The organism is Nostoc sp. CCY 9925 (assembly GCF_963920935.1).
Lineage (GTDB): Bacteria > Cyanobacteriota > Cyanobacteriia > Cyanobacteriales > Nostocaceae > Nostoc.
On record NZ_CAWUDO010000006.1, the window covers coordinates 146,913 to 171,512 of the forward strand.

Annotated in this window: 29 protein-coding genes; 12 read left to right on the forward strand and 17 right to left on the reverse strand. The window is 42.2% G+C overall.

Translation table 11 applies throughout. The annotated features are described in order from the left end of the window. Nucleotides 1-130: 130 nt before the first annotated feature. Both acsF and ACM0OY_RS05385 read left to right on the forward strand, forming a co-directional pair. Nucleotides 131-1,207, forward strand: a complete 1,077-nt coding sequence (acsF, locus tag ACM0OY_RS05380; protein ID WP_414567853.1) for a magnesium-protoporphyrin IX monomethyl ester (oxidative) cyclase — start codon at nucleotides 131-133, stop codon at nucleotides 1,205-1,207. An 85-nt stretch (nucleotides 1,208-1,292) separates the two neighbouring features. Continuing rightward, on the forward strand, nucleotides 1,293-2,120 hold the full coding sequence (locus ACM0OY_RS05385) for a radical SAM protein (protein WP_414567854.1): 828 nt from the start codon (nucleotides 1,293-1,295) through the stop codon (nucleotides 2,118-2,120). Nucleotides 2,121-2,161: 41 nt separating this feature from the next. Here the strand turns inward: ACM0OY_RS05385 and ACM0OY_RS05390 are convergent, their stop codons facing one another. The 3 genes from ACM0OY_RS05390 to ACM0OY_RS05400 all read right to left on the reverse strand — a co-directional run bounded on the left by ACM0OY_RS05390 (nucleotide 2,162) and on the right by ACM0OY_RS05400 (nucleotide 4,340). Continuing rightward, a complete protein-coding gene (locus ACM0OY_RS05390; RefSeq protein ID WP_414567855.1) occupies nucleotides 2,162-3,586 on the reverse strand; it encodes an NB-ARC domain-containing protein in 1,425 nt (474 codons plus the stop codon). A 336-nt stretch (nucleotides 3,587-3,922) separates the two neighbouring features. Beyond that, nucleotides 3,923-4,087, reverse strand: coding sequence for a hypothetical protein (locus ACM0OY_RS05395; RefSeq protein ID WP_414567856.1), 165 nt, complete (start codon nucleotides 4,085-4,087; stop codon nucleotides 3,923-3,925). Nucleotides 4,088-4,172: 85 nt separating this feature from the next. Next, a complete protein-coding gene (locus ACM0OY_RS05400; RefSeq protein ID WP_414567857.1) occupies nucleotides 4,173-4,340 on the reverse strand; it encodes a hypothetical protein in 168 nt (55 codons plus the stop codon). A gap of 244 nt (nucleotides 4,341-4,584) precedes the next feature. Between ACM0OY_RS05400 and ACM0OY_RS05405 the strand changes: the two genes are divergently transcribed. From ACM0OY_RS05405 to ACM0OY_RS05415, 3 genes are read left to right on the forward strand one after another with little or no spacing between them, the layout of a single operon-like run. Further along, nucleotides 4,585-5,259, forward strand: a complete 675-nt coding sequence (locus ACM0OY_RS05405; protein ID WP_414567858.1) for a hypothetical protein — start codon at nucleotides 4,585-4,587, stop codon at nucleotides 5,257-5,259. A gap of 4 nt (nucleotides 5,260-5,263) precedes the next feature. Continuing rightward, nucleotides 5,264-5,386 carry a hypothetical protein gene (locus tag ACM0OY_RS05410; protein ID WP_414567859.1) on the forward strand — a complete coding sequence of 41 codons (123 nt, stop codon included), beginning with the start codon at nucleotides 5,264-5,266 and terminating at the stop codon, nucleotides 5,384-5,386. 40 nt (nucleotides 5,387-5,426) lie between these two features. Beyond that, nucleotides 5,427-6,350 carry a hypothetical protein gene (locus ACM0OY_RS05415; RefSeq protein WP_414567860.1) on the forward strand — a complete coding sequence of 308 codons (924 nt, stop codon included), beginning with the start codon at nucleotides 5,427-5,429 and terminating at the stop codon, nucleotides 6,348-6,350. Between the two features lie 286 nt (nucleotides 6,351-6,636). Here the strand turns inward: ACM0OY_RS05415 and ACM0OY_RS05420 are convergent, their stop codons facing one another. The 8 genes from ACM0OY_RS05420 to ACM0OY_RS05455 all read right to left on the reverse strand — a co-directional run bounded on the left by ACM0OY_RS05420 (nucleotide 6,637) and on the right by ACM0OY_RS05455 (nucleotide 12,495). Continuing rightward, entirely contained in the window at nucleotides 6,637-6,822 is a 186-nt protein-coding gene (locus ACM0OY_RS05420; RefSeq protein WP_414567861.1) for a hypothetical protein, read from the reverse strand. After that, nucleotides 6,809-6,961: a hypothetical protein gene (locus ACM0OY_RS05425; protein WP_414567862.1), complete on the reverse strand. Its 153-nt coding sequence runs from the start codon at nucleotides 6,959-6,961 to the stop codon at nucleotides 6,809-6,811. The genes ACM0OY_RS05420 and ACM0OY_RS05425 overlap by 14 nt, the downstream gene beginning before the upstream one ends. A 113-nt stretch (nucleotides 6,962-7,074) precedes the next feature. Beyond that, a complete protein-coding gene (gene hetL, locus ACM0OY_RS05430; protein WP_414567863.1) occupies nucleotides 7,075-7,788 on the reverse strand; it encodes a heterocyst differentiation pentapeptide repeat protein HetL in 714 nt (237 codons plus the stop codon). 14 nt (nucleotides 7,789-7,802) lie between these two features. Continuing rightward, nucleotides 7,803-8,942, reverse strand: a complete 1,140-nt coding sequence (locus ACM0OY_RS05435) for an NAD(P)H-dependent flavin oxidoreductase (protein ID WP_414567864.1) — start codon at nucleotides 8,940-8,942, stop codon at nucleotides 7,803-7,805. Nucleotides 8,943-9,148: 206 nt separating this feature from the next. Next, complete coding sequence (locus ACM0OY_RS05440) at nucleotides 9,149-9,511, reverse strand: ArsR/SmtB family transcription factor (RefSeq protein ID WP_414567865.1); 363 nt, start codon at nucleotides 9,509-9,511, stop codon at nucleotides 9,149-9,151. A 270-nt stretch (nucleotides 9,512-9,781) separates the two neighbouring features. Beyond that, nucleotides 9,782-10,003 (reverse strand): hypothetical protein, encoded by a 222-nt coding sequence (locus ACM0OY_RS05445; protein ID WP_414567866.1) that lies wholly within the window; start codon nucleotides 10,001-10,003, stop codon nucleotides 9,782-9,784. Beyond that, nucleotides 10,003-10,440, reverse strand: coding sequence for a hypothetical protein (locus ACM0OY_RS05450; RefSeq protein WP_414567867.1), 438 nt, complete (start codon nucleotides 10,438-10,440; stop codon nucleotides 10,003-10,005). The genes ACM0OY_RS05445 and ACM0OY_RS05450 overlap by 1 nt, the downstream gene beginning before the upstream one ends. Nucleotides 10,441-10,581: 141 nt before the next feature. Further along, nucleotides 10,582-12,495 carry a transketolase C-terminal domain-containing protein gene (locus ACM0OY_RS05455; protein WP_414567868.1) on the reverse strand — a complete coding sequence of 638 codons (1,914 nt, stop codon included), beginning with the start codon at nucleotides 12,493-12,495 and terminating at the stop codon, nucleotides 10,582-10,584. A 242-nt stretch (nucleotides 12,496-12,737) separates the two neighbouring features. Here ACM0OY_RS05455 and ACM0OY_RS05460 point away from each other — a divergent pair, with 242 nt between their 5' ends. Continuing rightward, nucleotides 12,738-13,493 (forward strand): DeoR/GlpR family DNA-binding transcription regulator, encoded by a 756-nt coding sequence (locus tag ACM0OY_RS05460; protein ID WP_414567869.1) that lies wholly within the window; start codon nucleotides 12,738-12,740, stop codon nucleotides 13,491-13,493. A gap of 332 nt (nucleotides 13,494-13,825) precedes the next feature. On the opposite strand, the gene ACM0OY_RS05465 is transcribed toward ACM0OY_RS05460, so the two are convergent. Continuing rightward, nucleotides 13,826-13,948 (reverse strand): hypothetical protein, encoded by a 123-nt coding sequence (locus ACM0OY_RS05465; RefSeq protein WP_414567870.1) that lies wholly within the window; start codon nucleotides 13,946-13,948, stop codon nucleotides 13,826-13,828. Between the two features lie 921 nt (nucleotides 13,949-14,869). Here ACM0OY_RS05465 and ACM0OY_RS05470 point away from each other — a divergent pair. Further along, the gene (locus ACM0OY_RS05470) at nucleotides 14,870-15,889 is read left to right on the forward strand and encodes a tRNA-dihydrouridine synthase family protein (RefSeq protein ID WP_414567871.1); all 1,020 of its coding nucleotides are present in this window, start codon (nucleotides 14,870-14,872) and stop codon (nucleotides 15,887-15,889) included. Between the two features lie 197 nt (nucleotides 15,890-16,086). On the opposite strand, the gene ACM0OY_RS05475 is transcribed toward ACM0OY_RS05470, so the two are convergent. Together ACM0OY_RS05475 and ACM0OY_RS05480 are read right to left on the reverse strand one after the other, a co-directional pair. Continuing rightward, nucleotides 16,087-17,163, reverse strand: a complete 1,077-nt coding sequence (locus ACM0OY_RS05475) for a mevalonate kinase (protein ID WP_414567872.1) — start codon at nucleotides 17,161-17,163, stop codon at nucleotides 16,087-16,089. Between the two features lie 257 nt (nucleotides 17,164-17,420). Next, complete coding sequence (locus ACM0OY_RS05480; protein ID WP_414567873.1) at nucleotides 17,421-17,639, reverse strand: hypothetical protein; 219 nt, start codon at nucleotides 17,637-17,639, stop codon at nucleotides 17,421-17,423. A 77-nt stretch (nucleotides 17,640-17,716) separates the two neighbouring features. Between ACM0OY_RS05480 and rsgA the strand changes: the two genes are divergently transcribed. Then, nucleotides 17,717-18,778, forward strand: a complete 1,062-nt coding sequence (gene rsgA / locus ACM0OY_RS05485; protein ID WP_414567874.1) for a ribosome small subunit-dependent GTPase A — start codon at nucleotides 17,717-17,719, stop codon at nucleotides 18,776-18,778. A gap of 318 nt (nucleotides 18,779-19,096) precedes the next feature. Here the strand turns inward: rsgA and ACM0OY_RS05490 are convergent, their stop codons facing one another. From ACM0OY_RS05490 to ACM0OY_RS05500, 3 genes are read right to left on the reverse strand one after another with little or no spacing between them, the layout of a single operon-like run. Next, complete coding sequence (locus ACM0OY_RS05490) at nucleotides 19,097-19,714, reverse strand: response regulator transcription factor (RefSeq protein WP_414567875.1); 618 nt, start codon at nucleotides 19,712-19,714, stop codon at nucleotides 19,097-19,099. Beyond that, entirely contained in the window at nucleotides 19,711-20,526 is an 816-nt protein-coding gene (locus ACM0OY_RS05495) for a S1C family serine protease (protein WP_414567876.1), read from the reverse strand. The genes ACM0OY_RS05490 and ACM0OY_RS05495 overlap by 4 nt, the downstream gene beginning before the upstream one ends. Nucleotides 20,527-20,552: 26 nt before the next feature. Next, entirely contained in the window at nucleotides 20,553-21,458 is a 906-nt protein-coding gene (locus ACM0OY_RS05500; protein ID WP_414567877.1) for a S1C family serine protease, read from the reverse strand. Between the two features lie 558 nt (nucleotides 21,459-22,016). On the opposite strand from ACM0OY_RS05500, the gene ACM0OY_RS05505 reads away from it, so the two are divergent. From ACM0OY_RS05505 to ACM0OY_RS05520, 4 genes are all read left to right on the forward strand, one after another. Continuing rightward, nucleotides 22,017-22,187, forward strand: a complete 171-nt coding sequence (locus tag ACM0OY_RS05505; RefSeq protein WP_414567879.1) for a Mo-dependent nitrogenase C-terminal domain-containing protein — start codon at nucleotides 22,017-22,019, stop codon at nucleotides 22,185-22,187. 96 nt (nucleotides 22,188-22,283) lie between these two features. Beyond that, entirely contained in the window at nucleotides 22,284-22,910 is a 627-nt protein-coding gene (locus ACM0OY_RS05510; RefSeq protein WP_414567880.1) for a hypothetical protein, read from the forward strand. Nucleotides 22,911-23,059: 149 nt separating this feature from the next. Further along, on the forward strand, nucleotides 23,060-23,581 hold the full coding sequence (locus ACM0OY_RS05515; protein WP_414567881.1) for a hypothetical protein: 522 nt from the start codon (nucleotides 23,060-23,062) through the stop codon (nucleotides 23,579-23,581). 213 nt (nucleotides 23,582-23,794) lie between these two features. Further along, nucleotides 23,795-24,583 carry a HEAT repeat domain-containing protein gene (locus ACM0OY_RS05520; protein ID WP_414567883.1) on the forward strand — a complete coding sequence of 263 codons (789 nt, stop codon included), beginning with the start codon at nucleotides 23,795-23,797 and terminating at the stop codon, nucleotides 24,581-24,583. Nucleotides 24,584-24,600 lie beyond the last annotated feature (17 nt).

The window sequence follows — 24,600 nt, forward strand, 5'->3', positions numbered from 1 at the left end:
AACAGTTTTAAGTACTAAATTTTAACTTTGCTGAAGAAATATAGAAATTTCAATCATGGGTCTAGTCAAAAAACTCCAATTATCATAACTTTATAGTTATACAAAGCAATAGTTTATCAACAGCCCAATCATGGTTAATACCCTACCTGAGTCTGCCCCCAAGCAACCAAAAGCTGGAATCAAACAGCCAAGCCAAGAAACTATACTTACTCCCCGGTTTTACACCACAGACTTTGAAACTGCGGCCAGCCTGGATTTGTCTGCTCAGGAAGCTGAGTTAACAGCGATGCTCGAAGAAATGCGAGCAGACTACAACCGTCACCATTTCGTTCGGGATGAGGTGTTTGAGCAATCATGGGAACATATTGGTGGAGAATCACGCCGCGCCTTTATTGAATATCTAGAACGTTCGTGTATTTCAGAGTTTTCTGGGTTTTTGCTGTTTAAAGAACTATCTCGAAGACTCAAAGGCCGCAATCCTCTTCTGGCGGAAATATTTCAGTTGATGGCGCGTGATGAAGCCCGCCACGCTGGATTTCTCAACAAAGCAATGGGAGACTTCAAAGTTTCTCTCGACTTAGGGACTGTGACGAAAACTCGCACTTATACGTTTTTTCCCCTTGAGTGGGTGATTTATACAGTCTACCTATCAGAAAAAATCGGTTACTGGCGTTACATTATTATTTACCGCCATTTACAAAAGCATCCAGAAAACCAGTTTTATCCTATCTTCCGTAAATTTGAAAGTTGGTGTCAGGATGAAAACCGTCACGGGGATATATTCAAAGCACTTTTACGTTCTCAACCGCAACTGTGGAAAACCTGGAAAGCTAGACTGTGGAGTCGCTTTTTCCTGTTATCAGTATTTGCCACCCACACACTAACAGTTCACGAACGCGCTAGTTTTTACCATTCTCTCGGACTCGAAGCAACGGAATTCGATTGCCAAGTAGTTCGCAAGACTAACGAAACTGCTGGACGGGCTTTTCCTGTAATGTTAAATACCGAACATCCCCAATTTTTCCCGCGTCTGCAACGATGCTCGGACTACAACTTGAAAATTGCAGAGATTGAGCGCAGTTCTGCACCAAAATTAGTGAAGCTAATTCGCAAACTACCATTGATTGGAGCAATTGTTTGGAATCTGCTGTTACTTTACCTCATCAAACCCATTGATGCTGAGGCTTTGCGGGAAACCGTCCGTTAGATTATAGAACTAAGCAAATGCGGGGAACGGTTCGCTAGCTGAGCTATTAGACAAGAAGACCTAGATTGTACGTAATGAAACAAATATGAATGCAATACAATCACCACCAAATGCACAGTTTTCTTCTGTCTATGGGCCTGTACAATCTTGGCGATTTGGGATGTCGCTTGGTATTGACCCTATTGGTGTGATATCTACCTGCTCCTTTAACTGTGTCTACTGTCAATTGGGGAAGATTCAAAAACATATTATTGGGCGGCAAATATTTGTGCCTACAGCCCAAATCCTCAGTGACCTGGAAGCCATCGCCTCGTGGGAGCATGTAGATGCAGTCACCCTCAGTGGTAGTGGCGAACCGACCTTAGCGCTGAATTTACGAGAAATCCTTGCTGCTGTGAAAAAAGTCACAAAACGACCAACTATCGTTTTGACCAATAGTAGCTTGCTAGGCGATCGCACAGTCCGTAGTGCTTTGAAACTGGCAGACATTGTGGCAGTGAAACTAGATGCCCTCTCACCAGATCAACTACGGCGAGTTAATCAACCTGTAGCGACAATTGATTTACCACATATATTGGCAGGAATCGAGCAATTTCGACAAGAATACCAGGGTTATATGGCTATTCAAACGATGGTCTTATCTGTTTGGAAACCAGACATCGTAAGAGATTACATTCAACTGCTACAACGCCTCAAACCTAACGAAATTCAACTCAACACTCCTTCTCGTCCCCGTGCCTTGGTTCGTCAGCTGGATGCTAGGGGTAATAACGTGACGGTATCTGGTGGTGATGCTTGTCATAATCTTAGGTGTATCAGCGCTGATGTACTAACCGCCCTAGCTGAGGAAATTTACGATGTCACTAAAATTCCAGTGCGTTGTCCTCCAAGGGCGATTTTAGGGAAAGAGTAGAAAAAAAGGTTGTGCTTGGAACGGTTGCTGTACTGATAGTTCTAGCTTGCTACCTGAGGTTGATGTTCTTGATCCAGAAATGCGTTCGGCTGAAATTTGGCGATCTTTTCATCAATAATAAAAGATTTGACATATTCAATCATCATCGGTTGTAGGGAAAACAGACCCGATTTGGCATCAATCCACGATCGCCCTTGCAGTAGTTCTAAGCTTTCCAGTAGTTCTTGGGATGAAACTGAGGATGGCATCTTTGTTCGTAGCTGTGAAAAAGAAATGGGTTGACGATTAAGTACCATGCATTGAATCGTTGCTTTAGCTACATCTGATAGGTGTTCAAATTCTGGATATAAATCGTTGACAATTGTACCGAAAACTGTAACTTTTTGTTTTAAAAATTCAGTTATATTACCATCAAATAACTGTTGAATTGTTGTGGCAATGCGGTTTAGGACATGGGGATTCCCTGCATAGGATTCGATTAATAGATTCCAGTCGTCTGGCGTTCCTCTAAAGCTTCCTTTTGTTTTTAAAAGTTCTTGTATCTGTGTAACCTGTAATCCTTGGAGAGAGAATACTCGCACAGGTGTTGTCTTTCCTTCAAGCGGGGCGATCTCATGGCATTTGATGCGACTGGTTAAGATTAAGCAACTTTGATGAGTGGCTTCTCCCACTCTCCTAAATAACTCACAGTATTCCCCGACGGTTGTGTGGTAGAGCCAGATGCAATCTCGACAGGTGATTTCTGTGGCTGCACATTCTTGGAGAATTCTGTCAGCACCATCTAAAACCAGTAAGCAACGATGACGTTGCAAATAATGAATCAGTCGTGAAATTCTGTGATTGAATGATTCTGGTAGATCAGTTTCTTTCCCATCGGATAGGACGCAGATCAAGTCTGCTAGGAGATCGTTAACTGAAGGAGCCGGAAGGAGCGATCGCCAAATCACGAACTCAAACTGATTCTGAATCTGCTGGATGAGCTTGACGGATAGCGAGGTTTTGCCGATACCACCTATGCCCAATAAAGTAATGAGACGACAGGGTATTGGTTGCTCTGGGGTAGACTTAGCTAAAATCCAGTGCTTCAGGGTTGCCAGTTCTTCTGTACGTCCGTAAAAAAGAGATACATCTGGTGCTTCTCCCCAATCAATTCGATTTGGAATTTTTGTGTAGTCTTCCTGCGGGTTGATATCTGGATTGGCTAACTGATAGTCGTTAGGTTCTAGTTGTAGTTTGAATGCTTGGAAACAATAATTCAGGGTTTGCCGATCTACTCCCATTTCACAGGCAAATACCTTTGCTACCGTATCTGGGTCTAACCCCATGCGAAAGCCTAAAACTTCACGGCTATAGTGTTTATCGAAATTTTCATTACTTTCTGATTGAGATTTTGCATCTCGGAGTTTCTGCAATCCTTGGGGTGTTAGGATTACACCACGTCTACGGCTTCTTTGTTGGGATTTCATAGGGAATGTTGCAGGTGATAAATGTATTTTTTATGGATAGGCATGACCGTCTGTAGTGCATCGGTAAGATACACCAACAAACAGGAGATGACTGGCACAAGTCAGCAGTAAATAACTTCAGCTGCCAAAGCTATAAAATTATCTACAACTCAATCGAGTCTTAATTGTCAAAACTGTACCTATTCAAACGATTTTTTTAAGAATTATGATAGGAAACACAGATATTAAGCACTATTTCAGTCTGAAATCAGGTAAGTCTTACAAGACTGAGTGAAGCAAATTTATCCAGCTAATTTTATGTTACTTGCTTTCTTCTCGCACTGATGTTAAGTAATTTTACGGGCTTGGATTAAGTTGGCGATCGCCTTTGTTTTGTGTTGTATTTTCGTAATTCAGCTTTTGAATGGCGATCGCTGTTGCTGGGATAGTGGAATTGGGAAGCGGCTGGGTACTATTCGTCTTTGCGCCGCAGGTACTCGATTTTCCTGGAGGGAAGGTCACGGTTGCCTATGTCTAATCAAATTGTACTAAGATTGGGCGGGTTTTTCGATTGATCTGAAATGTATGGGCGATCGCACAATTCATCCTAACGTCTGAGTCGTGAAATTTCTTCTGGGAGGAGAAGCAATCGCTCTGGTACAGCAGCGTTGCTTTTTTGTGTTTGCTGATGAGATTGAAGGGTAGAAGTGAGATCGCTCGATTGGGTGTTTTGTTGCCTTTTTTCCTCATCTCCTCGTGATTCCAGTAGCACCACCGTTTGTTTTATTACGTTTCGTAATTATAAATGCCGATTTTAAGCAAGCTAACGAAATTTCTTAAAAGACTTCTAAAATGCTCAAACGCTGAATTATTACTGATTTGCCGAAATCATCGCACGAAAATTTAAAGTTTGCTCTTAACTTCCTCAACTTCGGTTGCTTGATATGAGTTTAAGAGGCAAATTGAGCTTATGTAATTTGATTACAAAATTGTTAAGAGTACCACCTTAGGAGAAATAAATGACGACTACTTTAAAAGCCAAAAAACACTACATTCAACTACCAAAAGATACTAATATCATTGCTGTTCCTAACATCCTGTTGAAAATGCAGGATGAAAGAGACTCATATGATAATGGGACAGTGAGCAATGGTTACGGTCAAGCTAGTGGAGTGTATGTTACTGTTCAAAAAGGCACATCTGCTAAGATAGATATTGACTTCACTATCACTACAATTTCCGTTGAAACTTTCAATCAATGGAAGTCGCAGGTCTCTCAGTATTTCAACCAACAGCAGTCAGATTATCTAGAAGAGAACTATGGTAGTGTTGGTTTTATGGGAGGATTCTTTGCAGGAGCTTTTGGCGCTCTCTTTGGGGGAGGAGATTACAATCATTACAAGAACTCATCAAGCTCTTTTCATACTGACAGTCATGAACAGCAGGAAGGGTTTGCGAAAAGTGTCTATAACTTGAATACATCAAATTTTCACGTTACAGGAACCTTAACAGCCGAGGGTACAAGTTTTATTCCTGCGACCGTTTCTGCTTACGTTCAAGTGACCAAAATCAAGTTTGCTGACAACAAGGAATTGCATGTCATAAGTACCGACAGTCCTGTTGCTGCTGATCGGAATGGTTCATCTAAAGGTGCTAAAAGCGAGTCTACTCAACTCACTCTAACATCCCTGTAGAGTTGTGGGTTCTGGGTGTGCTTTGTTAGCCACTCAAGGGCGATCGCTGTTGCTGGAATTGGGAAGCGATCGCTTCTGCTGGCTACTATTGAAAAAACTGGTTTTCCAGACCAAAGTCAAAGAGTAATTCAAGTGTCAAATTCATTAATTGACAAAAAGGTAACATCATGAACAGTTTGTATACGATTAATCTCAAGAACGAGAGTCCTAATACTCAAGAGTTCTTTTTCTTTCAAAAACCTGCAAATTACATTGGAAGTTCTGAGGTTTATTCAAACAGCATTTATTCCTCAAAATTGCGCGGACACGGCTCTGGTGCAACGTTAACATTTAAATTTATTCAGCAATATTATGCAGGTGTTCAGGAGCAAGCTAAAAACATAGTAGTAGGAGAAGCTTCCGGATACGAGAGTGCGATTAAAGAGATAGATTTAACGTTATCACCTAGTATTAGTGAGAATAATTCTACCTCCATGTTGATAGATGAAGGAGCGTTGGGATTAACAGATGCAATTCATGAAAATAATGTACCAAGTGGTGCTTTTAGGATTCATGTCCCTACATTTAATCCTTACGAAAAAAAATACAATGCAGGATTGGCCATTCAAAACCCAATAGATGGTTCGATTACTCTTTCTAATTTCATTAATGCTGAACCAACGAAATTGATTGATGTTCAGCCTGTACTCAAATTTTATATACAGACTGGAAGTTACGAAGCTGGTTCCGTAGTTAACTTCATGACTTCTTCAGTTGGGGCTGCTGTCTGCGACATGAGTTTAGGAGTACTTAACTATCAAGTTACATATACTGCAGAGGGTTTATGGAAAGTTAATAGCAGTCAGATACAACCTGGGTTAACACAGCTAATGTTCCAACCCCAAAACAATGTAGAGATCGAAAATGAGGCGGGAACGGCTGTTATATCCCAAGGTTATGCACTCAATTTAAACTCTCCTATCGAAGTTCAGAATTTAACTGATCCCGATAAAATTAAATTCCACCTTGAGTATCAGGTAGGTAAGATTGGTGGTCCTTACAAAGGATATATGTGTACCGAAAAAGCGGGAAATACTGCTACATTTTCATAAGCCATTTTTTGAAGTAAAGCGATCGCTTGAAGTAGATATTACTAAGACTTGAGCGATCGCTTACTTCATTGTTCATCCTGAGCGATGTCTACAATGGTCACTGAGCTTGCCGTTCCCGTAACGTCTCGCAAAGAAGTGCGGGCTACGCCTACGCACTTTAAGAGAGACAGTCAGTAAAGAGAAGAAAACCGTAGGCGTAGCCCATCTTAGACATCGCCCCTTCACTCCCATACTTTGAATTAGGGCGATCGCCATCAACCGCATCATTTATCGTACTGGGCGATCGCTAGGTTCTACTTGAGCATAGGCGATTGCCTTTAATTCCTCCTTGTCCACGGTTTGCATCCTCTGAAGTCAGGCGATCGCTACGGACTTGTCCTCTCAACCAACGGACTTGTTTTCTCAACCAATCGTTATGCACATAATAGCCAATTTGTGCAGTGTGTAATACCAATTCTCTATAAACTTGCACTGAATGATTGTTCTTCTATTCCTTGGCGTACTTGGCGTACTTGGCGGTTCGTAATCAAAAAATTGAGTGCATCTTCATGAAGAATTGGTATAAGTTCTAAACTATTTTGTGAAGTAGAGCGATCGCTTGCAGCAAGCATTACCAAAAATTGTGTTTTCTACACCGATTTTTAGCAATAATTTAAGAACTATTAGTTATTGACAAATGGTTGACTATTTTAAACTTTTCAGCGACGAGGGCGATCGCTCATTCTCAATCGTGAACTGTACCATCGGGCATGATCGCACCTTGGAAATCAGCGTCAGTGAGAATTGCTCCTGTTAAGTCTGCTCCTTGCAGATTAGCCTTTCGCAGAATTGCACCATTGAGATCTGCATAGCTCAAGTCTGCTTTTTGCAAACTAGCTTGACTGAGATCTGTTGCCAAATCTCCCCACAATGTTGTGTGGCTCAAATTTGCCCGACACAACTTTGCTCCATCTAAGTTGGCGTGATGCAGTGAAACCGCTCTCAAGTCAGCGTAGCTCAAGTCTGCCCCAGTCAAAACCGCGTATCCTAAATCTGTGCGTTGATTGGAACTAGGACGAAAGTCTGCTTGAATTAACAGACAACCAGAGAGCTTTGCACGATTCAAATTCGCACCGCCTAAACTAGCTTTGATTAAGTTGGCTTTGTCTAGGCATGTCTGAACCAGCTTTGCACCAGTCAAATCAGCCTCACGCAGAATGGCGCCATATAAGTCGGCTTCACTTAAATCTATTCCCCAAAGAATCGCTTCACTCAGGTTTGCTTCCCGCAGACATGCTTGGTTGAAGTTAGTTTTACCCAGCCGTGTCTGACGTAAATCGGCATTGCTAAAATCTGCACCTCTGAGATTGGCATTGGTTAACTCTGCTTCTTGGAGATTTACTCGCTGAAAGCTTCGTTCTCCAGTAGTATAGCGTTTGAGAATTTCATCCACGTCCATAATCTTTACGACCTTTAATTTACCTGAAGCGGATTTTTCCTCTGGACAACAACGTTTGACACCATTGGTTTGTGAGGTTGGGTTAACTCTGCCATCAGTTCTGTGACGGACATGATTCTTTCAGTGTACCTAACATTGGCTCCAGAAAAAATTAGACCATGTTCTAAGTCCCCAAGAGCAGCCTTAGACAGGGCTTGCAGAAGACAATAAGTTTTACCAGTGTCTCGACACAAGCACGTTTCTAAACAATTGGCAATACATCGCCGTTCCTGTGTTGTTGATGAGTCAGTAATTGCCTGCTCTGCAAAGAAATTACGTAAAGCACGACTGGGTTTGCCTACAGGACTGGGCACAGTCACAATATCTGCGGCAGAGCTTTGGAGATGATAATCTTTATAACGTTCATCGGCATCACATTCTTCTGTGGTAATGAAGCGAGTACCGATTTGGACGCCATCTACCCCAATTGCCAATATCCGATCGATATCGGTGCGATCGCCAATTCCTCCAGTGACAATCAGCGGAATTTTGACGCCCAAATGTTGCTGAAAATACTCCCGTAACTGAGAAATCACAGACTCTATGGAAAATCCTGGAGAGTTCACATCTTCGCATTGGCTAAAATGCCCTCCTACTTGCTGACAATTTTCCACAATCAAGGCATCGGGTAGTCGATTATACTTGCGCTGCCAAATTTGGCAAATTAACTGCGCTGAAAACAAGTTAGATACGCTTGGCACTAATGCCACGTCGGGATAGTCTGCGGTGTACTCCGGTAAACTCAGAGGCAGTCCTGCTCCAGTGATAATCAGATTTGCTCCTTGGGCTGCTGCTGTCTGAGCCAACACAGGATAATCTTTAGTAGCAACAAGAATATTAACCGCGATCGCTCCATCTGGGCTAATGCTGCGGGCTTTGGTGAGTTCATCTATCAAAGCAAGTCGATTAGCTTCAAAAAAGCTCCCCCGTTTGCGTTGGTGAAAGTAAGGAGAATGCAACCCCAGTCCCAGTGAAGCGATCGTACCTACTCCACCTGCGTTGGCAACAGCTCCAGCAAGCTTCGCACCAGATACCCCTACTGCCATTGCACCTTGAACAATGGGATACTGGGCAATATGTTTGCCAATCCGCAGGGGATGTAAGATAGAGGCCATTAAAATCTTGTTCCTTGTTTAACTAAATAACTGTTGAGTAATTTTAGCACCTCAGTGTTAATTGTTGGTTGAGATGGAGTTTTAGGAGCTTATTTGGCCTCTGGCGACCCTCAACCGATCGTCTTTGTAGCTCCTGTAATTAGCTAACTTTTGACTCAATGACTCATAACCCTACTACCACCCTCAAAATGAGGGTGTTTTCTCTTTCAAAAAATTGCTGTTTTGCTCCGAAGAGTTTTTAGGCTTTCGGCTTGCTGTAGGACGCGTTCACTAATGCGATCGCACGCCAACTCACAAAGCTCAAAAATCATGGGATCGACAATCTCGTAATAGACACTAGTGCCTTTGGGCTGACGAGATAAAATCCCTGCTTGAGTTAACACTTTCAAGTGCTTAGATAGATTTGCCTGGCCTAACCCAGTAGCTTCGGCAATTTCCATCACATTCATTGCGCCAGACTTGAGACAGGTCAAAATTTCTAACCGACTTGCTTCTGATAAAACCTTGAAGTAATCAGCAACTGCTACGAGAACAGCTGGATCGGCCTTAAGTGGCTTAGTTTTTGGCATAGGGTGATTTAATGCTCAGCACAATAGTTATTTAATAGTTTATTAGTAATATAACTAATTGTTAATTAAATTTAATAATAGGCTAGCTACATATTGAAAATAAAGTCTTCAATTATTTACCGGTACTGATGATGATGACGATCCTGCATCAGCACTCAAGCAGTAACCAAAGGGAAACAAATCCTACTAAAAATTTGCTGTGCCTATTAATACCAAAGAATGAGGCTAGCCAGTTTGAGGTTTGTTATCAATTGAATAAAGTTACAGGACTTAGGCAAAAATCGCCAAAAAGCTTAATTTATCGTAGACGCTTTGCGGCTTGCCGTAGGCTACCGCCAAGACGCCAAGGATTCGTAGAGTGTGCGTAAGTTCTAACTTAGTGCGATCGCTCTCCACTTGCTTTAATACTACTAGGTCAATGAGAATTGCAACTTTGGTCGCTGGATAGGCAGTTAAATAAGTATTTATACTAGTTTTCGCTTTTACATACATTATTTACAGTGTTGTTGAAGAAGAGATATAGCCAGTTCAAAACTATTAGGTTGAGTTTGCACTGCATACGCTTCTCTTTCTAAATCTTGTCTGTGGACATCGGCATACTGCATAAAAAATGGTCGAGCATAATTGATAGGTTGAATATTCAAACCTAAAGTTTTTATTTTACCTTTACCCGCACATACTTGTGCGGCATGAACAGCTTCATGAATTATAGTTTGAGTACCGATTTTTAGGTCAAATACTACTGGATTAATCCAAATTTTTTTGCGAGATTCTTGTAATAATCCATAAGCACCACGCTTAGGCGGTAACTGAATTATTACCTGAAATCCAAATTTTTCTAATTGATTTTTCAAATCGAGAAATCTTTTATCAGGCGTGCCTACTTGGGAAAGTAATAATAAAGAATTTAATAGTACAGTTTCTATCATTAAAATTTACACGCAATAATAATGTTTTATATTTATGTCGGCTCAATTACCCATGATATAACAATCCGAAATTATTCGTCAGAGGCAAGACCCCCAACTTTTTTAACAAGTCGGGGATCTGTGGCTTTCGATTCTCACAAATTATTTCACTAAATTCTTCACCTTGTTCATAATACTCACTGGGTCAATCCCTTGATGTGGATATTGTTCCCACAAACCGCCGCAACCTTCTTTATGAGTGCCAAGATAAGCGAATTTAGGAGTCAACCCACGCTCTAACAACCAACTACCGAAACGGCTGCCTAATCCAGTTCGACGGTTAAAAGACTCCACTACAAGTACAAAAGGAGCATTACCGATTTTTGCCATCATCTCTTCGTCAATAACGTTTAAGGTTGGTTTGTTGATTAAACCTATATCTAGCCCTTCTTGCTTGAGACGCTCAACAGCATCGAGGGCACGATACAGAGCTTCACCAAAGCTGATAATATAGCCTTGCGTTCCTTCTCGAATTACCTCATCTTTTCCAGGAACAAATTTATAGTCGCTACCAAAAAATTCGTGACCGTTGTTGTCGAGAATTAATGGTACTTTAGAACGGGTGGAGAAAATAAACCGCAATCCAGGCTCAAAGAACACAGATTCGACACAGGCTTTCATCTGATTAGCATCAGAGGGAAAGTAAAGACGTGTTTGATAGCCATCATCTAAACCATTGTCAGCGAACATATTATTTAAACCGAAGTGGCAGGTGTTATCTGCCATATCATCGATACCTGCATGAGAAAAGTGACAAAGTACATTCGAGTAGTTCAACCGCGCCATTGTAATCTCTGAGATACACATTTCTAAGAAAGCGCTAAAGGTTGCGAAAATGCCTTGTTTTCCTGACTCCATTCCAAATCCAGCAGCAGCAGAAAAATTGCCCCGCTCCATAATGCCAGAGGAGATAAAAATTTCTGGGTATGCATCGTGAATTTTCTTCAGGCCACACGAACCTTCAAGATCGCTATCGATGACTCTGACGTTTTCCTTGCGTTCTAATTCATTGAGGCGACTTAAAACAGCAACCACCGCATCACCGAACACATTGCGATTAGCATCCCATTTCTCGCTGGAGCCTAGAAAAGTGTAGGTTTGTTTCGGTTTCTGAATACTCTTGATGTATTCAACAGCAGCAGTTTGTCCGCGTGATTCTAGATATTGAATTGCTAACTCTACAGAAATCACATCATGACCGTGAGTAGAACCTTCTAACCCTGCAATGCCGGGGCACATGGGGCGTTTATTGACGATCGCAATTGGCCCTGGAGTATTTACAGCCTCGTAAATACGGTGGTATAGGTCGTCTAAGTCTTCTCCATCTCCTTCGAATATCTTCAATCCGTGCCCTTGTAAGGTTTTGGCGACACTGTAACCAGATAGGTATTTTGAAGGATGTCCGGCGATCGTCACATCATTATCATCAATGATCAGCTTGACATTAAGATGCTGAGCAACAGCTAAGCGGGCAGCTTCAGCATCGTTGCCTTCCTGCTGGGAACCATCGGAACCAAGACAGAAAACTACTTTACCTGGATTTGCCATTGCCACACCATTGACGTAAGGCCACATGTGTCCTAATCGTCCAGAACTAAACTTGACGCCAGGAGTTAGCCCTAATTCCGGGTGTCCTGGTAAGCCAGAGTGTGCTTGGCGATAGTATAGGAGTTGCTCGCTTAGTAAGTGACCGTGCAAGGCTGCCATTAGATACTGAGTTGCAACTCGATGTCCGGCTTCATCAAAGAAAATCGGCACAAATTTATCCGATGCTGACCGAAACAAGGCATCAAGTACGATCGCCTCTGGTACTGTGTCATAAGGCCCCCCAGTATGGCCGCCTACCCCTCTAGCAGCTCCGGTGGCTGTAAAAAACACGATCGCATCACGGCACAGTTGAATATTTGCTTTTAAGCTCTCTCGTTGCTCGAAGCTAAGAGCTGCATTCCCTAGATTGAGAACCACAGGCTTATATGCACTCAAATCAATGGGAAATTGAATGTTAGTAACAGTCATGTCGCTTCGCTCCGAATTCAAAATTCAAAATTAATAATCCCCATAAATAAATAATGGGGCTTGTATCATGAGTCTATTTCGGTCATTGAAAATGCAGCTAAGATTGTTAAATCTCGCTTGCGGTAATGTGCTTGAATTTATTTAAAGTTCACGAAAAACATGCAGTAACCTGCACATCTATGAGTATAAACTCACAAACGTGCATTTTCAAGTTTAAATATGCAATTTCAGGAAAATCAATTATGCTAACTGCGGAGCGACGACAATTTATCTTAGAGATTTTGCGCCGTGACAAAAAGGTGCTGTCGTCGGAACTGAGTGCTGTTTTAAAGGTTTCGGAGGATACGATTCGTCGGGATTTGCGGGAATTAGCTGAATCCGGTTTTTTGCAGCGCGTTCATGGGGGGGCACTCCTGATTTCCCCAGCTCTTGCCTCTTATGCCGATCGCCAAAAGCAAGCACCCAAAGAAAAGGAAGCGATCGCCCGTGCAGCTGCTAAATTAGTCTCTAGAGGCCAGGTGGTAATTTTAGATGGAGGCACCACAACTCTCCAAGTAGCCCGTCATTTGCCTTTGGATTTGCAAGCGACAATTGTCACAAATAGCCCCCCCATTGCCGTAGCCTTAGCAGAACATCCCCATATAGAAGTTGTAATGTTAGGCGGACAACTCTACAAAAAAGCTTTGGTAAATGTTGGTGCGACTACAGTTGAGGCATTACGGATGATTCGTGCAGATTTGTGCATGTTGGGGGTGTGTAGTCTACATCCAGAATTTGGGATTAGCGTACAGAATTTGGACGAAGCACATGTCAAACGAGCGATGATTGCTGGAGCAGTAGAGGTAGTAGCATTAGCCACAGAGGAAAAGTTAGATACTGCTGCTCCTTATGTTGTGGAATCAATTCATGCACTAACTTACCTGGTAACAGCACCAACTGTATCCGATCGGATGCTAACTTCTTACAAAGCTTTAGGTTTAGCGATCGTTCGTGACTAAATCAGGACTTAGGCAAAAATGGCCAAAACGCTTAATACCTTAAGGGGTATGGGTTACAGTAGCAGAAATGACTAGTGTTTCCACTAAAATCTCATACTGCAAAATCTGAAGACAAACGATTTATCAGTAGAGATTTGTACAAATCTAAAGAAAATATTAAGGGAGTACCCAGAGAAAATGGGTAGAAATTGGGTAGTTACCCTCTATTTTTCAGCAAGCGATTGAGCGATGATTATGAGTATAGAAACCGCTGGCAAAGATTTTTAGCCAGCATTTAATAAACCGCATATAAAACAAAGCCCTGGATTTTTTCAGGGCTTTTTAAATTGACCTTAAACAACGATCGCTCTTAAGCACAATGCTCCTGGTAGAAACTTCAGTAATCTTCCTCTACCTTTTAACTCTATCAACTCCCGACGTTCTAGCCTTTTCTGATACCCAAAGCTATTGGGCAAAACATTGTGTCCAGTGAGAAAAGTGGTTTAGGATTGCGGTTTGTTTAAGCGATCGCTATTTTATTGTCAATAAGCCTGTTATAGGAATCCGGTTTGATTTCTGAAAAAAATCCGTACACTTCTAATACCCTTCTTTACTATTGCCTATTGCCTATTGCCTGTTTCCTGCTTCTACGAGTAATTTCAAAAATCAACTACTAGTCCTATATAAAGACTCTATGTTATTGGGGGTCAAATAGATTAAAAATTTGATGAGTAAAGGTTTTAGCGGTCTTGTCACCCCCTCAGGTATTGATGGCTGATAGATCGAGCTTTGATTCTGGCTGGTGCTTACTTCTAAACTTTGTAATGCCAGGATTAAATTTATTCGTTTTTTGCGTAAAGCACGAAACTTGAGGTGAATAGTACTATATAACAGTATTTACTATGCGTAAACCAGGGGACAACGGTAAAAGTCTCCTATACAATTAACTTCTATCAAAAACTGCTCTGGACAAAAGCCAGGGCAGTTTTATATTGCATTCAAAATTTGCTTAGCAGCATTAATACCTGAGATTGCAGCTTCTTCATAAGGGACTTTCAACTAAAAAAATATTCCATCGCTGTGTAGGCAGGGGGCAGCACTTCTCTACGAGACCCTGCGCGTAGCTTGCTTCTTCGTAGTAGTACGACTTCGCTCAGTGACCATGGGCACAGGAGAAAGAAAAATATTATTAGGCTAAACCCGGATTTCTCACCACATCTCTCAAAACCTTGAGCAGGGGACCAGTTGTAGTAAGTCTTTCCCCTCTGCCCCTCCGCCTCTCTGCATTTCAAACTTGTGAGAAATGCAGGTAAAGGGAGCCACTGCGGTTTTGGGGTTGGTGGAACTTCAGTAACATTTTTTGATACAGTGATGCTTTGTCGATCGCTGGAATCTCTATGTCCCAGGTATCGCTCCCCCAACCGATCCATCCATACCTACCCGTCACTGCTCTTGCGCCCATGCAGGATGTGACAAACCTCTGGTTTATGAAGGTCATTGCCCACTACGGCAGTCCTGACTACTTCTTTACCGAGTATTTCCGTGTCAATGATACCTCACGGCTGAATCGTAGTATTCTGGCAGCAATTACCGAAAACGACACGGGTCGCCCCGTTTTTGCTCAAATGATTGGCGAAAGTATTCCAGACTTAGTAAGAACAGCAAAGGAACTCTGTGGCTATAATATCGCTGGAGTTGACTTGAACATGGGCTGTCCAGCACCTAGAATCTATCGCAAAAATGTTGGGGGTGGATTGCTGCTCTTACCAGAAAAAGTCGATCGGATTTTGGGAGAACTGCGGCAGGCAGTGAACGATCGACCTTTAACTGTCAAGATGCGCGTAGGCTTTGAAAATACAGATACGTTTTACGAAATTCTAGATCTAATCGATCGCCACAGCATTGATTTGCTGAGTTTGCATGGTCGCACGGTGAAAGATATGTATCACGGGGCAGTGAAATATGATTTGATCGCCGAAGCGGTCAGACGGGTTCATTGTCCGGTACTTGCCAATGGCAACATTCACTCTGCGACAACTGCCCTGGAAGTGCTTTCTCAAACAGGCGCGGCGGGTGTGATGGTGGGACGCTGGGCTATCGGGAATCCTTGGCTTTTTAATCAAATTCGGCAAGCTTTGCGAAAAGAGCCGATCGCACCCGTTCCTTTAGTAGAGGTACGCAACTATATCGATCGTTTATGGCAAACTCCCACAGCGGCAACTATGCCAGAGCGATCGCGCGTAGGCTACCTCAAAATGTTCCTCAACTACATTGCCCTGAGTGTTGACCCTGAAGGTCATTTCCTGCGGTTGATGCGACAGACGCAGACCGAGGTAGAAATGTTTAACCTTTGCGATCGCGTTCTCCTCGCCGATCTGACGAAAACTTTAGCCTTAGCACCCTATTCAGGCGTATAACAGAGCGTAATACCAATTCAAAATTCAAAATTCAAAATTAAGAAAGCCAGACAGAACAAAGGTTTGGGAGTATATATCTGTCGTATTCTTTTTTCAAATTGGTATAATCTGGGTGTAACCGGAAAGCACAAACAAAACACAATCTCTGCTTTCGACTTTGAGCAATGTGTTTCAATTGAAAAACTTGACAAACTCCTCTAATGTTTTTTGTCCTCCATAGAACTTGGTAGTCTTGAAATAGTTAACTGTAACGCTTGCATTTGAGGAAAATCGCGTTTAATAATTTCGATAGCTTTTCTTTGACTCTCTTGATTTTTAACGATCAGTTGTGCAGTGCCATCCCCCTGAGAACCCACGCCTTTTCCTCCGAAAATATAAGGCTCAAGAGGCTCATGATGCAGAAGGAGATGCAGCTTTTTTGCAGTTAATTGAGAAGGACAAGCCGGAACTACGAGGCGATCGAATTCAGCTTGAGCTTTTGTCATTAAAGCTCCAATGAGTTGAGCATCTCCTCGTTGTATTGCTTCAACTGCTGCTTGGGTAATTTCTGAGCTAATAGAACCAAAATATTTTTGGACATTTTGCTGAATTGGATTAGCAGCGAAAGGATAACACTGATTCAATTGTCTTAGTATTTCTTGTGTGTTTTTGTTACCAGCGAGATCGACAATCACAAAAAACAAATCTTCGCTAACTTTCAGCTCGATAATGTCGATTTCTTCACCATCAAATATGATCAAGATTGGACGATTTCCATAAGCACAAGCCTGATCCATGCGACCACAAAGACTAGGAGTCGTTCTTTCTCCCAAGTAAGCAAACTCCATTTCTTCACGAATTGTCATCTTCAAGTGATACAGACGATTAAAAGCCCGAGCAATGAGAACACAAAAGGCAGCACTTGAAGATAATCCCTTTTGGATGGGTAAGTCGGTTAGATAATTATCAACCTCAAGTCCGCCAACAGGATAGTGAGTCAGAAATTGATAAGCTGTACCAGCAGCATAACTAAAAAAACCGCCCTTGTTAGCTACGCACTTCAGGGTATTAGATTCCATAGGTAATCTGAGCGATTCATAACGCCTGCCATCATTGAGAGAAGCACGAATAATTAACTCAGTAGAAATAGGCTTAACATCAGCATAAATTCCTTGATTAGTACCAACAATTAAGGTGTAGCCCTTTTCAATTTCAGGATTAATCCTGCGATACTCTCCTGCCCAATCGCTATGTTCTCCGAACAAACAAAGACGGCCTGGAACAAAAATTCTCATTTGAAGTTTCCTGTTCTTAATCGGGGTATATGTTATCCTGATTAACCTGAATCAACAAGTAATGCCAATTCAAAATTCAAAATGACGCTCGTAGACACGGCTTAGCTGCGCTAACAAAATTCAAAATTAGGAAAACCAGATACAACAAGGGTTTGGGAGTATGTATCTGTCGCATTCTTTTTTAAAATTGGTGTAACCACGAGATTGATCCCAGATTCTTCAAACAACTCGAAAAAGGTCTGATTAAGCAACTAGAGTCAGCGCAATCTCAACCAAGCCATCACAGTATTTAATGCCAGTTTTACTGAAATGAGATAATGTAGTAATGTAGATTCTTGTTGTACTACATCAGGGAGGAAGAATAATGGCTCAATTACTAGCTGTCCGGGTTCCCTTGAAAAACTCAACCAACACAAGGCGCAGAGATTTTCGTTGAGTCCTCCATTTACAGGAATGATACTCGAATTTACAGACACTAAAGAAATTCATCTTAAAAAGTGTCCACCTCTGTGCGCCTTGTTCATAGCAAGCAGCACACATCGAGGAAAAATCAATGAATTTGGATTTTTTAGGCTGGAGTGACTTTTTTACTCACAGTTTTGCACCCTATAGCCAACAAGGTTTTAGTGTTGGTAGGGTTGCTATTGAATACAGAAATAGTTACATCGTTTATAGCCAGCAGGGCGAACTAACAGCAGAAGTTACAGGTAAACTGCGACATCAAGCTGCTCAAGGGCAAGACTTTCCCGCTGTTGGAGACTGGGTGATAATTCAGGCGCGAGAGTCACAAGGACACGCTACAATTCACGGAATCTTGCCGAGAAAAAGCAAGTTTTCCCGCAAGACAGTTGGTAGTAAAACCGAAGAACAAATTGTTGCAGCTAACATTGACACCGTGTTCTTGGTTTGTGGACTTGATGGCGACTTTAACCCCAGAAGAATTGAACGCTATCTAATTCTGGCTTGGGAAAGTGGCGCAAATCCAGTCATCATTTTAAATAAAGCTGACCTGTGCAACTCTTTAGAAGAGATCGTCTCAGAAGTTGAAGCCGTTGCCCTTGGAGTACCAATTTTAGTATTGAGTGCCACCACTGATCAAGGACTGGATGTCTTGAACTCATACCTCCAACCAGGACAAACAGTTGCTTTGTTAGGGTCTTCTGGTGTGGGTAAATCTACCATCACCAACCAACTTAAAGGTGCATCAGTACAAGCTGTGCAACCAGTACGTCGAGGTGACGACCGAGGTAGACACACGACTACAAATCGAGAATTGATATTACTGCCAACAGGCGGCTTAATTATCGATACCCCAGGAATGCGAGAAATTCAAATTTGGGCAGGTGATGAAAGCTTGCAAGGAACCTTTGCAGACATTGAAACCTTAGCCGCAGAATGCCGTTTTCGTAATTGCCAACACAACAACGAACCCGGTTGTGCAGTGCAACAAGCATTACTTGAGGGAGAACTTGATTTTTCAAGATTTCTCAGCTACCAAAAATTGCAAAAAGAAGTTAACTATCTTGTCCGCAAACAAGACCAACGGGCACAATTAGCTGAAAAAGAACGCTGGAAGAAAATCCATAAAGCTATGCGAAATCATCACAAGCGTTGATGATGTTGAGATATAGCAGGAGGCAGAAGGCAGGAGGCAGGAGGCAGGAGGTAAAAGTATTACTATTCCTAGCTTCCATGCTTTCAAAATGTCCTAACCTGTGTGACTACGGCTATAAATAACTGATTTTCTTCAGGGACGGGGATATTACCCGTCCTTTAATTTTATGATGGTCAATGGAAAGAAGTAGGTGGACGAAGATTTCCAAACTTTGATAGCTGGTATTAGTCTGTTTTGCGATCGCTCTTACAATTAATCCTCACACTGGATTAACTGATCAACTACGCCAAGGCTGGGCTAACTAAAGCCAAACAACTTCTACAACATAATCAAACCTAAACGGACACCAACCGTCACTGCCTCAGTACGGGTGGAAACACCAAGCTTTTGAAAAATTGATGAAACATGAAATTTCACCGTATGTTCGGAAATTTGTAGGCGTTTGGCGATCGCTTTATTCCCCAACCCATAACCCAGCATTCCTAAAACCTCCATTTCCCTTGGAGTCAAAGTTTGCACGGGGTTAGCTACCACTTTTTCCCGCATCGGCAGCAATTCTAAAACATCAGGATGCAGCACTACCAAACCAGAAGCAACTGCCTCAACACCTGTAATAATTTCCGCCTCTGTGCTGGTACTGGATAATATACCTCGGATACCCAAACGAAATGCTGTTTCTAGCTCAATACTATCGATATCCTCAGCGATCGCTATAATTTGCTGTTCTTGGATTAACTGTAATTTTACCCACATTGGTTCTGGGTTACTGCCTAAATCGAGCAAAACTACATCCGGTTGTAATTGCTCAACTTCCGTAGACAATACATCCAAATCAGATGCACTGCCCACGACTGTCAGTTGCGGATTGCTACTTACTACCGCTGATAAACCTGCCCGCACCACGGGAGAAGCAGCAACCACTATCACCCGAATCATGTGGCCTCCACAGCAGTTTTCCCGGTGATATAAACTACAAATTGCTGACCATTCCGCAGGAATTGTAATGGGATAGACTTGTGACTTTGATGCAGATATTTAGCCAAGTCATCAGGTCGAGTCAAAGCTTGTCCTGAAATGCCAACTAACACATCACCAATTTGTAATCCCAGGTTTTCCGCTACACTGCTAGGAAGTATTGATAACACTAGTAAACCTAGAGTGCGTCTGTTTAAGACCACAGGTTGCAGTGTCACTCCTAATTGCAGACGATGACTACCACGTAAAAGGCGGTTGACAGTAGTGCTGGGAATCGCCACAGCCAAATTGTTGACAATCATCGTATTAATGCCAACTACTCGACCAAGACAGTCAGCCAACGGTCCACCAGAATTACCAGGATACAGCTGTAAATCTGCCATTACGCTTCGTGGATGATTAGTGTGAACAATCCCGATTGTGACTGCACCACTATCAGCCAAAGGATTTCCTACCGCCAAGACTAGTTCGCCAACTCGTAATTTATCTGCATCACCAATAGTTGCAGTATTTAAATCCGTAGCGTTAATTTTCAGCGCTGCTAAATCCTGTTGGGGGTCAAAGTGCGATCGCACTGCTTCAAATACTCTACCATCCGATAATTCCACTGTTGCCCGGTTGCTGGTTGCTACATGGGCATTAGTAATAATTAGCCCATCAGCTTGCCAGATCACACCAGAACCGACTCCTGCACCACTATTTTTAATTTTGACTGTGCTTTGACGCAGTGTAGTGGCTACTGCTGACAGTTCATCATTGAATTGTGTAATCATAATTGCCTTGATTTTGCGGTAATTATTTACTCAGCAGGCCGTTCGCCAATCAGAATGTCTAAATCAACTAATGCGCCACCTCGAACAAACTGCACGTTGATTAATTTACCAATGCGATCGCTATTATTTAGCAGTGCCAGCACATCATCTGTATTACTTACAGCAATACCATCAAATGTTACTAACACATCCCCCAACAACAGGCCAGCATTATCAGCAGGGCTAGAGGGTTCGACATTAACGACAATCACCCCCGTTGCTGTAGGTAAATTGAAGGCAGCTTTCAGGTTGCTAGGCAAGCGTACAGGCTGCATTCCTACACCCAAATAGCCTCGTGAAATATGCCCTTTAGTCAGTAATTGGTTCAGCACGCGATCGACTGTTGCAGCAGGGATAGTTAAAACTGTACCGCGTCGTCCAGATGTATTCATACCAACTATATAACCAGCGGCATCTACGAGTGGCCCGCCTGCAAAACCAGGGTAAAAAGTAATATCCGGGCGGATGAATTGGTCAATATTACCACCACTCATACTCCGCCACGCGCCACTAACTACACTTACTGCTCCCATTGTTGCCCGTAAGTCACCTTCGCTACCTCTTGCCAGCCCTAGTACCAAATGACCGACTTTGAGATTTGTCGCATCGCCAACTTGTACCACAGGAAGTTCCTGATTTTGCAGTTGAAATACAGCTATATCAGTGCTGGGGTCATGGCCGAGGAAAGAAACTGGTCGAGTCTGTCCATCTGATAGAGTGATGGTAATTTCCTCGTAACGCCCAAGTGACTCATCCGAAGTGATAATAATACCATTGCGCCAATGAATCCCACTTGGGGAAATACGCTTACCAGAGTTTACAGCAACTACACCACTTCCTGCTTGTTCTACTGTGTCGGCTAAACTGTTGGACAGTGCTAGCAATGAAGACATAAAATTCTCCAGCAATATTTTGTGAATTTTGTGATGCTTCTATGGTGCTGTTTTATTTCTACAAATAGCATCGGAAAAATGGAGAGAATTCTACCTAGTAAAATGGCTAGTTGTGTTTAGCTTTGCTTGCAGCCGTGCCGCAAGCAGTGGACAGACGCAAGCCTCAGGTTTGGCGCGATGCTTGAGACTATATACTCGCAAACCCAATATATGCAATACTCATTGTGTCCAATTACGCACCTTACATATACTGTTTGCTGTTTCTAGTATTCGACCAACCCAAAATTGCTGTGTAGGTCACGCGAAGAAAGAGTCATTTTCAACAATATTTTTTCCTCCCCTGCCTCCCCTGCTTCCCCTGCCTCCCCTGCCCACCAAAGCGATTGATTATTTTTTTATTTGGAATTCCCTTACCTGTTTTCGTTCCTCAGCAATTTTACTGAATTCCCCATTTAGTTTTAAAAATTAAAAAAATAATCTCGTAATTCTACGATATTTTTCTTTATAGATAGTTGTAATTTTATAGTGGTAACAAATTGATTGAATGAAATTTCTTTGATGAACTTATCAAATAAAGCTCAATGCAATAACAACTTATTCAAGCAGCTACAGTATCAGCTTGAGGTCGTAGAAATACATAATCATAAACTTGCCAGATTCTTGTGTCAAATCATCCCCTCTCATTGCAAATTTGAGAGAACTGTGACATTCCACCTTTGTGTAAGTTAAACCCTTTTTATGAATAAGTAGTTCGTCTTCGTTTTAAGTGTACGGAGCGTCCTATTTATTCATACTCTTTTGTTGGCAAAAGTATTGTTATATCTCATGAGCATTTTTGTAATTCTGAGCAACCGCAGGCAGCAGCTAAGTTTACTTGTTGTTGTCATAAGTATTGTAGTAACTCTTAGTCTGCACTATTCACCTACTTCCGGCCAAATCGTAACGCGAGACAAATTTCTGTGGCCTTTTTCATCTACATCGCCTTGGAATATGCCTATTGGCTCAAATGCTCGTTATATCAGGGCGAATATTGAGAAGGCAGAGAATATTGGCATCGATCGAGAGTACTTTTACAAGATTAATCCCAACAATCCATTACGTCCAGTTTATGCTCCTGGTGCTTGGGGTCAAGGGCGCTGTACAGGCACCGAATCAATGAAAATTCATTTACCGATACCAGATACATTGATTATTCCAGATGCGACAACATATCCATACCACACACCCAACAATGCTTCAGCCTTTTTGATGCCAGATGGTAAAACCTTAGTGCAGCTTGAACCTTTGACTCGTTGTCAAAAAGGAGGTTCAATCTATGGTTGGCGTTACTATCCCGATATAAATATTTATGGACAGGGAATAGGCGGTGCACATTTTGGCTCTGGTCTTTCTTCTATTGGTGGTTCTATTCGCAAAGGTGAACTTACCAACAATCAGGGCAAACGCATCTAAATTACTCTTGATCACAACGAAGGTTAAAAACCAACGAAAAAATCAGGATTTCGCGCTTGATTATTTTTTAAGCCCCAAAGCGATCGCCTAAAATTTTCGCAATAAGCAAGAGTTAATGACATTAATTTTAGTTCTATTGAGAATAGACTTTGCTTGTTGACATGATGCGGCCGCCCTGTACCAACAATCGACCCATTCGCCATGCATTAAAAGTTCTGCTGTGGGCTAAAAAATACCTTTACTACACAAATTCTATTCCTGGGTATCGTTGGCCCGCAAATCGCGCTGATAACTATGCAGCTCATGTTTATGGTGGTAAAAACCCTGCCCTTGTGCAAGGAACCTTATTAGCCATTCCGCCAACACTAAGGACATATACTCTTAACTTGCAAACACCCGCAGCTAAAAAAATCTTTCATGCACTACAAGATTATGGTGCTTATGTAATTGATGATTCAGCATGGGACGCTCATGATATTGCGTTTGAGCAAGGGGTTAATGAAGAGTTTCGTAAAATCTATGGCTACAATTTGAACGATAAAAGTGGCAAGTTCTATGGGGAATTGATGAGATTATTTCAAGTACTTTATATTGTTGATAACAACAGTCCAAATAGCGTTGGTGGTGGTGGTACTCCGCGTGTAGCTCTGGCTCCGCCTATTGGTAACTAATCCATTACATTTTATTTTAGTGAATACTTTTGCAAAAAAGGATTCATATTTTGAGCTTATTTACTTACTCAACTGTGCTAGTCTTGCAGCAGTGGGGATAAAGGATAGAAATACCTGTCAATGTCTTTGAGGGTAAGAGTAATTGGAAGCATGATTAAATTTGCTAATGAGAAGCAGCTGAGTGTCTTGTTAGCAATTCTAGAGGTTGCAATTATGACAACTTTACCAATTGTGTTGGTTCCCTCTACTGCTCAAGCTGCTCATACTCGTTTATCAGAGGTCGATCGCGCACAAACCATACCAATTGCTTTTGCATTGATTAATAAACAAGCGTGTAGCTCTGCGAGAATTTCTCAGATTATTGAAAGATTACAATCTCAGATTGTTGAACCCAGTCAAATTTTAGTAGAGTGTGGCACTGCGGCAACTACCCCTCTCATTCAACTACTTGAAGATGAAAGCAAAAATCCCCTTAGCCGTCGTGCTGCGGCTAGAGTTTTGGGTCAGATCGGTTCTCAAGACGCTATTGCTGCACTAATTAGGATCGTTCAGCAGAATCGCTCAGGTATCGGTGATAGTGCATTGAGAGCGATCGCTGATATTAATTTACAAGCCAGAGATGCGGTTACTATTCTGACTGTGGCTATTGCAGATCAAAATCTAGAACTCAGCAAAGTGGGAATAGCAGCATTACGTCGCATTGATCCAGCAGTGCCAAATCAAGTTACTAGTTTTCTGCAAGAAGAACTTAGAAGCAACAATGCACAAAGACGCAGCACAGTTCGTTCCCTACTAGATCAACTTAGTCCCAATTCTGAACCCGATATTCCATTGTTCACTCAAGCACTCCAAAGCCAACAGGAGCGAACAAGAGCGCTCGCCGCCTATGTTTTGGTTCAGCTAGGACGCAGAGCAGAAGTTGTAATTCCAGTTCTTAGCGCAGCTCTGTTTGATAAATTGATAAAAGTAGCTCTGTTCGAGACACTGCTGCTTGTGCATTAGGGCGAATCGGTTCAAGA